The organism is Sphingobacterium sp. SGG-5 (assembly GCF_011043525.1).
Taxonomy (GTDB): domain Bacteria; phylum Bacteroidota; class Bacteroidia; order Sphingobacteriales; family Sphingobacteriaceae; genus Sphingobacterium.
In genome coordinates this window covers 1-6,808 of the sequence record NZ_JAAKGO010000018.1, presented here as the reverse complement: position 1 = coordinate 6,808, position 6,808 = coordinate 1, and the positions used below count along the sequence as shown (strand labels likewise).

The following is a 6,808-nucleotide window of genomic DNA, read 5'->3' as shown; positions in this document are numbered from 1 at the left end:
CGACATCAGGGACGGCGGCACATGGAAGCGCGAGAAAGGGTTCTTTATCGTCCGCAGGCAGTAATTTTGTATTGCGATATGCGCCTGCCTACGATAGGCAGGTATTGAGTATTGAGACGTGAGATATGAGAAGCAGTATCTGTACAAGAGCTATAGGTGTCGCCTCAGCGGGTCGCGTATGGTAAGAAGGAAGAGACATTGTAGCGAGCCGGTACAGCGACAAGGCTTGGGCACTTGGCCGATACCAAGTGCCTGCCCGTCCGGCAAGAGGACAAAACCTTCGCGGCTCGAGCGATAAAGACATTAGATTTGAGTAGTGAGATTTGAGATAAGAAAATTAGAAAAACAGACAGAAAAAGAACCTTTATGAAAACAAAATATACCCTTACGGCACTATTGACTCTGGCACTACTGCCCTTCTTGACAAAAGCCCAGCACGGCGTGAGCTACAACCAGTTCGGCCAGCTTCGCAACACCTTCAACAGCTCGCTGAGCACGATGGATCTCGGCGGTAGCTTCTCCATGCTTGGCCGCAGCCAGTGGACCGGCGTGGACGGGGCACCCAAATCCATCTGGGCCAGCGGCAACGTTGGGCTGCGGAACGCCCTGCTGTCTGTAGGTCTTGATGCCAAACATGCCGCCTACGGTGTCACCAAGGAGAGCGAGTTCTCGGCCTATGTGGCCAAGGCGGTACGCATCACCGAATACGAGTACCTGAGCCTATCGATGGGCGGTGGCTTCGTGCACTTCCAGGGGGACTACAGCAGCATTGACGACCAGAACGATCCTTCCTTCCGTGACAATGTCCGGGAGACCGGCGGTTTCCTGAGCATCTCGACGAGCTATTACCGTCCGGAGCGCTATTACTTCGGTGTATCGATGCCGCGGTTCTCGCTGAGCCGTCCGGACGATATCGAATATGAGTTCCGGAACGTGTACTACATCACCGCAGGGGCACTGCTGAGGCTGGACGATGCCTTCCATGTCCGTCCTTCAGTATTAGTGAGCCATATGGACGATATGGATCCGCGTTATGACCTGAGCGTACTGCTGTTCATGGGCCGGAAGCTGGGATTGGGTATGGGCGTGCAGAACCAGGGCGACCTTTCGGGCCTGCTGCAGCTGAACTTCGGTGACTTCGGTATCGGCTACAGCTATCAGTTCAGTCCGAACAGCCGTACATTGGACCAGCGTATCTCTGTCAACACCCATGAGATCGGCCTGCGCTACCGAGTCGGCGGCGTGGGGTTGTTGTAATTTTTTTTAATCGATTTCTTTTCTATTTTTTATAAATAATTATCTTTACGGCACCGAACAGTGCCGATGACATATCTACCAGATCAATTACAGAAGACCCCTGGCTTTGAGCTTATAACTTGCTTTGCGTTCTTACACCCCATTTCAGAAGAAATAGCAACATTTATCAGTGGGAAATCTACCTACCTTTCGGTCAAGAAAGGAAAATTCATCCGAAGTACTTTGGATACGAAGGAGAAACTCTATTTTATCATCAGAGGTTGTGTACGAGGCTTTATCAAGGACGAGGGACAGGAGATCACTACGTGGATTAACGGAGAAAACCATGTCGTCGGTAGCATACGGAGTCTGGGGCTGGATCAGGAGACCGAAGAACACCTCCAGGTCATTGAAGATAGCTTGTTGATTGAAATTGAAAGACAGGCTATCGACGAAATGTACGAACGTTTTCCCGAAGCCAATATCATTGGCCGAAAAATCCTGGAACGTTATTATCGAGACGCTGAAGAACGGGCTTTCTTATCGCGGCTGCCCTCGGCAGAACGGCGGTACAGACGCTTTACACGGACTCGGCCGGAGCTGGTGGGTCGAATTCCGATGAAATATGTCGCATCCTATCTGAGTATGACATTAGAAACCCTCTGTCGTATCCGTGCAAAAGCGCTACAAAATCCACCCTTATAATATACGATTTTCCGAACAGCAAAAAAAGTTATTGATATATGTCAATAATTTAAGGTTGGTTATTTCAGTTTTATAAGCGAACCCGTACTTTCGCTCTGGAATTCTACTTATATGAAATAAGTATTGGGATAGTAGTTACATACTCCAAACCAAACGAGATACGAAGACCTTGAAAAATATGAAAAAAAAGTATATGAATCTACCGATGACCTTGTTTTCACCACGGATGTTTCTGCTGTGGATAATATGTTTCTTTAATTTGAGCACCTATGCAGTCCCAGGAGGAACGACATTATCTGCTGGGGATATTATTTTTACCGGTTATAATGTAATACCCGGTACCACAGAAAATGCCGACGTGATTTCATTTGTTTTGTTGAAAGATATTTCGGCAGGAACCCACATAAACTTCACGGATCGAGGATATTTCGGGGGAAGCTCATGGCAGAATATCGCTTCTTCCGAAGGCACTATACGATGGGTCGCTGGCACAGCCCTCCCCATGGGTACCCAGGTTGTTATAACCGGCTTGACATCGAAAGAATATGATCCAGCAACGGATACCTCAACCCTAAACGGTACCGTAGAAAAGACAGAACACTACGGTAGCGGAGCAAATACAGCATCTACCGGATTACTGTTGTCCGCTCCAGGCGGCGATCAGATTATTGCTTTTCAAGGCGGAAGTGGTTCACCGACAGATGCAGGTGTTATTTTCCTAGCCGGTCTACATTTTAATAAATGCACCGCCAATACCACCGATGCAAATTGGGATGCTGCAGACTGTACCAATAGCCCATCAAAATCGGTTATACCCCCAGGGTTAGTCAATGGCATTAGTGCCTTTCGAGCTATTCCCCCAACCGGAAATTCAGCCTATTCAGGGCGGTTCAATACTTGCGCAGGCGGTCCTTATACAACTGTAGCTCAAATTCGGACGGCTGTAATGGACAGGGCGAATTGGCTTTTTGATAATAATGGCGCAGGTCTATCTATACCTTCTGCGTGTGATTTGAGTATCCCGAACAGTACTCCAGTCTCCATTTATGAAAAATTATTTTGGCATAATTACGATATCGCCACCATCGAATCCATAGACTTAGATGGGCAAAATAGGACTCCCGTGCTATCAAATGGGCAAACGGATGAGGTATACAGTATCGCGGTGGATCCGATAGACGAAAAGCTTTATTGGAATCATTTAGATAATGAAGAAATATATCGGTCTAATCTAGATGGATCCTCCATAGAAACAATAGTTACGAGTACTGGTGACGTCAACTGTATTATTCTTGATCCGATTCACGGAAAGATATATTGGAATTCTTACACCGCTGGCCAAATTGAACGAGCAAATTTGAACGGTACCAACCGGGAAATTGTAGTGAGTGGTGAAAAACCAGTCAGTTTGGCCCTGGATATATCCGGCGGGAAAATTTACTGGTTCGACGAGACGTCTTCGGCCATTAGGCGTTCAAGCTTGAACGGGCAAGATATTGAAGAATTTGCGACAGCAGTAGGGTACCCTTGGAGTTTGTACTTCGACCACGAAACCCGGTTTGTTTATTGGGACAACTACGGTGATGACAACGGAAAGATTGAACGTAAACATGCTGACAGCGGCTCTCGCCAGACAATAGTTGATAACTGCTGGCCGGTATCTGTGTCAATTGATAAGAAGCAGGGCAAGATCTATTGGCTTAATCAAGACGAGAATAATGTCGTGGTTATCATGCGTGCCAACCTTAATGACGGCACCGGTCGCGAAGTTTTCGCGAACACCCCCGGATTTCCTTACGCCTTGATCATACCCTATGATTACTCAACAATTCCCCAGACAAATTCGGCGCCCACCCTTTCCGGTGGACCTTATATATTGCCCGGTTTTCCTGGAATCCCCGATTCGCCGACAGCGTTGGTCAGCGGGATGTTATCGGGACCTGCGGTCACTTATTCAGATTCGGATGCAGGTGCGTTATCGGGAATAGCTATTACCGCTGCTTCGGGTAACGGTACATGGGAATATTCCACAGATGGAGCCACATGGTTCGGTGTAGGAACAATATCTAACAGTGCTGCGCTGTTATTATCTTCCGAGGCCCAGCTCCACTATATCGCGGGTACTGGTGCCGAGACGGCAACCTTGACCTTCCGTGGCTGGGACCAGACCAGCGGCACGGCTACGATCAACGGTACCAGATCGACAGCAGATGCCAGCACCAATGGAGGAACTACAGCTTTCTCCGCCGGCACTGCACAAGCTGAATTTTCCGTCATTATTCCCATCGAACCGGATGGCAATGGTGTTGTTTACGTTAAGAAGGGTGGTTCGGGCAATGGCTCCGGCGACGGCTGGGGTAATGCTGTTGGCGAATTGGCAGATGCTTTAAAAGCCGCAAAAACAGATACGGATATCAAGGAGATCTGGGTCGCGGGCGGTACATATAAACCGGCATATCGCATCGACAACCTTTCAGATGCAGACCCTTTAGATAGATGGAATACCTTCCTCATGGTCAATAATGTAAAAGTGTACGGCGGTTTTGCGGGCGACGAAGATGCTATTGAAGACCGGGATTTGGATAATCCTACCTACGAGACTATCCTAAGCGGAGACCTTGGCGGAGATGACAGTAACGATATGGATGTAAACCGATCAGACAATGCTTATAAAGTAATGGTGTTTGCCGGAAACACAGGAAGTGCGTTGCTGGACGGCTTTACGGTAAAAGGAGGTAAGGCATCTTCAGTCACGGGTCTTAATGGCATCAACGGGCAACATATAGATGCGCATGGTGCAGGCATTTATATTAAAGGCGCTTCGCCTACACTCTCCAATATACTTGTTACCGGCAATGATGCCCGAACGGTTTCAGGTGGAGGAATATGGCTACATACCTCTGCTGCCGTGCTGGATCAGGTGAAAGTCGACGGAAATCAAGGAGGTTTCGGTGCAGGACTCTATACAAATGGCTTTTCGGGCAGTATTAGTCATTCAGAAATCAGGAACAATACCGGAGACAGTGGAGGTGGTATGTATAATGTGGCTTTCACCGGAACCGTTAACAATACCATCATTGATGGAAATACTGCTGGAATAAGTGGTGGTGTGAGCAATAACTATGCTTCTACTGCTACATTCACTGATGTCACCCTAAGTAGCAACAAAGCTTCGGGGAGCTACGGTGGCGGTATGTCGAATGATGCTTCTCCGGTCGTATTAAACAATGTGATTATTTCCGACAACTGGGCTAATCGCGGCGCAGGTATTTTTAACCTCAATTCGGCCATTACCGTGACCAATAGCGTTATCCAGAACAATACCACCAATCCGGGCAATGCCAACAACAACGGAGGAGGTATTTACAATATGGGTGCAAGTTCCAATGGTACCTTTAAAAACATATTAATCAGCGACAATACAGCCCAAGGGAGCGGTGGCGGCGTATGGATAGAGGATTCCGCTCCACGATTTATCAATACCACGATTAGCGGTAATACTTCGAAGCGCTATCAAAGTGTAGGGGGATTATATAATAATGGTACGAGCGCAGGTGCTATTGTACAAAATAGTATTATCTGGGGGAACCATTATATCAATGGAAGTAACCGGATCGATAATAATCTGAAGCATAACGGATCAGCAATGCCTACAGTTTCTTACAGCTTGATCGGCAACAATGAAGGCGAAACAGGATCGGCATGGAAGGCTTCTTTTGGTACCGATGGCGGAAATAATAGCATAGGTATAGATCCGGAGTTCACGGATGCCGGCAATGGCGACTATAGCTTGGCTGTTTCCAGTCCAGCGGTAAACAAAGGGAGCAATAGTTTATTTACCGGCTTAGATGCCAATACCAAAGATCTTGCGGGCAACGACCGGATCTATAAATATAGCGATGGGGGTGTGATCGATATGGGTGCCTACGAGCTTCAGGCTATTGGTGGCACGGCACCCCAATTCACGAGCACGCCGACGTTGACGATACCTTATGGGCAGCTGTACAATTACAGTATTACCGCTACCGGAGACGAACTGTTGCCGACGACTTTGTCGGCAGAAGTATTGCCGGATTGGTTGACCTTCAGCTTGGGCGGACAGAGCCAGGCTGTTGCCTTTGGCAATATTCCGGCTGGGAAGGGGATAGGTGGGGTAGCCGGTGACGACGCAGGTAATATCTATGCGATTACCTCTAACGGTACGGAGATTTATAAAATCGCAACAGACGGTACGACAAGCCTGTGGAAGTCAGGGCTACAAGGCGGAAGTGTCTTTTCCTTGCATGTTGCCGATGGTTATATTTATATACCTCGTTATTATTCTTCTACTTCCAGCATTACCCGTATACCTTTATCCGATCCCAGTGCAGCCGAGGTGGGTTTTGCCAACAATCCTTATGGAGCAATGTCGTTGGCTGACCATGGCGATTGGATATATGCCGCAGACTTAGGTGGAACCAAAATTTTCCGCGTACACAAGGTTACGAATGCAAAAGAAGATATTTTGACAGGTTTACCTTTTAGTCCGTTTGGTCTGACATTCGGTACCGATGATAAATTGTATATCGCCACATGGGTTAGCAGATCTATTGTTCGTCATGATGGAGGCAGCAGTTTTACCCCGGTGGTTTCCGGTTTGCCATACAACGTAACGTCGATACGTCAGGACGATCAGGGGAATTTTTATGTTTCTATGGAATACGGGGGCGTACGCAAATACAGCGCTGACTTTTCAACCTATACTACGGTATCGCAAACCGCTAACGATAATGTGTGGGGTTTATCATTAACCTCCGGCGTAGGGTTGGTCTATGCAAAATTTAGTACCAATCAAGTCTATCGCCTGCAGACCGGCGCGACATTGTCG

At 47.7% G+C, this 6,808-nt stretch carries 3 protein-coding genes; all 3 read left to right on the top strand.

The features are described 5' to 3' along the window. Positions 1–366 precede the first annotated feature (366 nt). Positions 367–1,257, top strand: coding sequence for a PorP/SprF family type IX secretion system membrane protein (locus G5B30_RS17035; RefSeq protein ID WP_165321218.1), 891 nt, complete (start codon positions 367–369; stop codon positions 1,255–1,257). 66 nt (positions 1,258–1,323) lie between these two features. After that, positions 1,324–1,941: a Crp/Fnr family transcriptional regulator gene (locus G5B30_RS17030; RefSeq protein WP_165321217.1), complete on the top strand. Its 618-nt coding sequence runs from the start codon at positions 1,324–1,326 to the stop codon at positions 1,939–1,941. 178 nt (positions 1,942–2,119) lie between these two features. Further along, the coding region (locus G5B30_RS17025) for a hypothetical protein (RefSeq protein ID WP_206367175.1) at positions 2,120–6,808 on the top strand (4,689 nt) is incomplete at its 3' end.

Coding starts and splice junctions, on each gene's coding strand:
- G5B30_RS17030 (WP_165321217.1), top strand. CDS start 1,324: ATGACATATCTACCAGATCAATTACAGAAGACCCCTGGCTTTGAGCTT.
- G5B30_RS17035 (WP_165321218.1), top strand. CDS start 367: ATGAAAACAAAATATACCCTTACGGCACTATTGACTCTGGCACTACTG.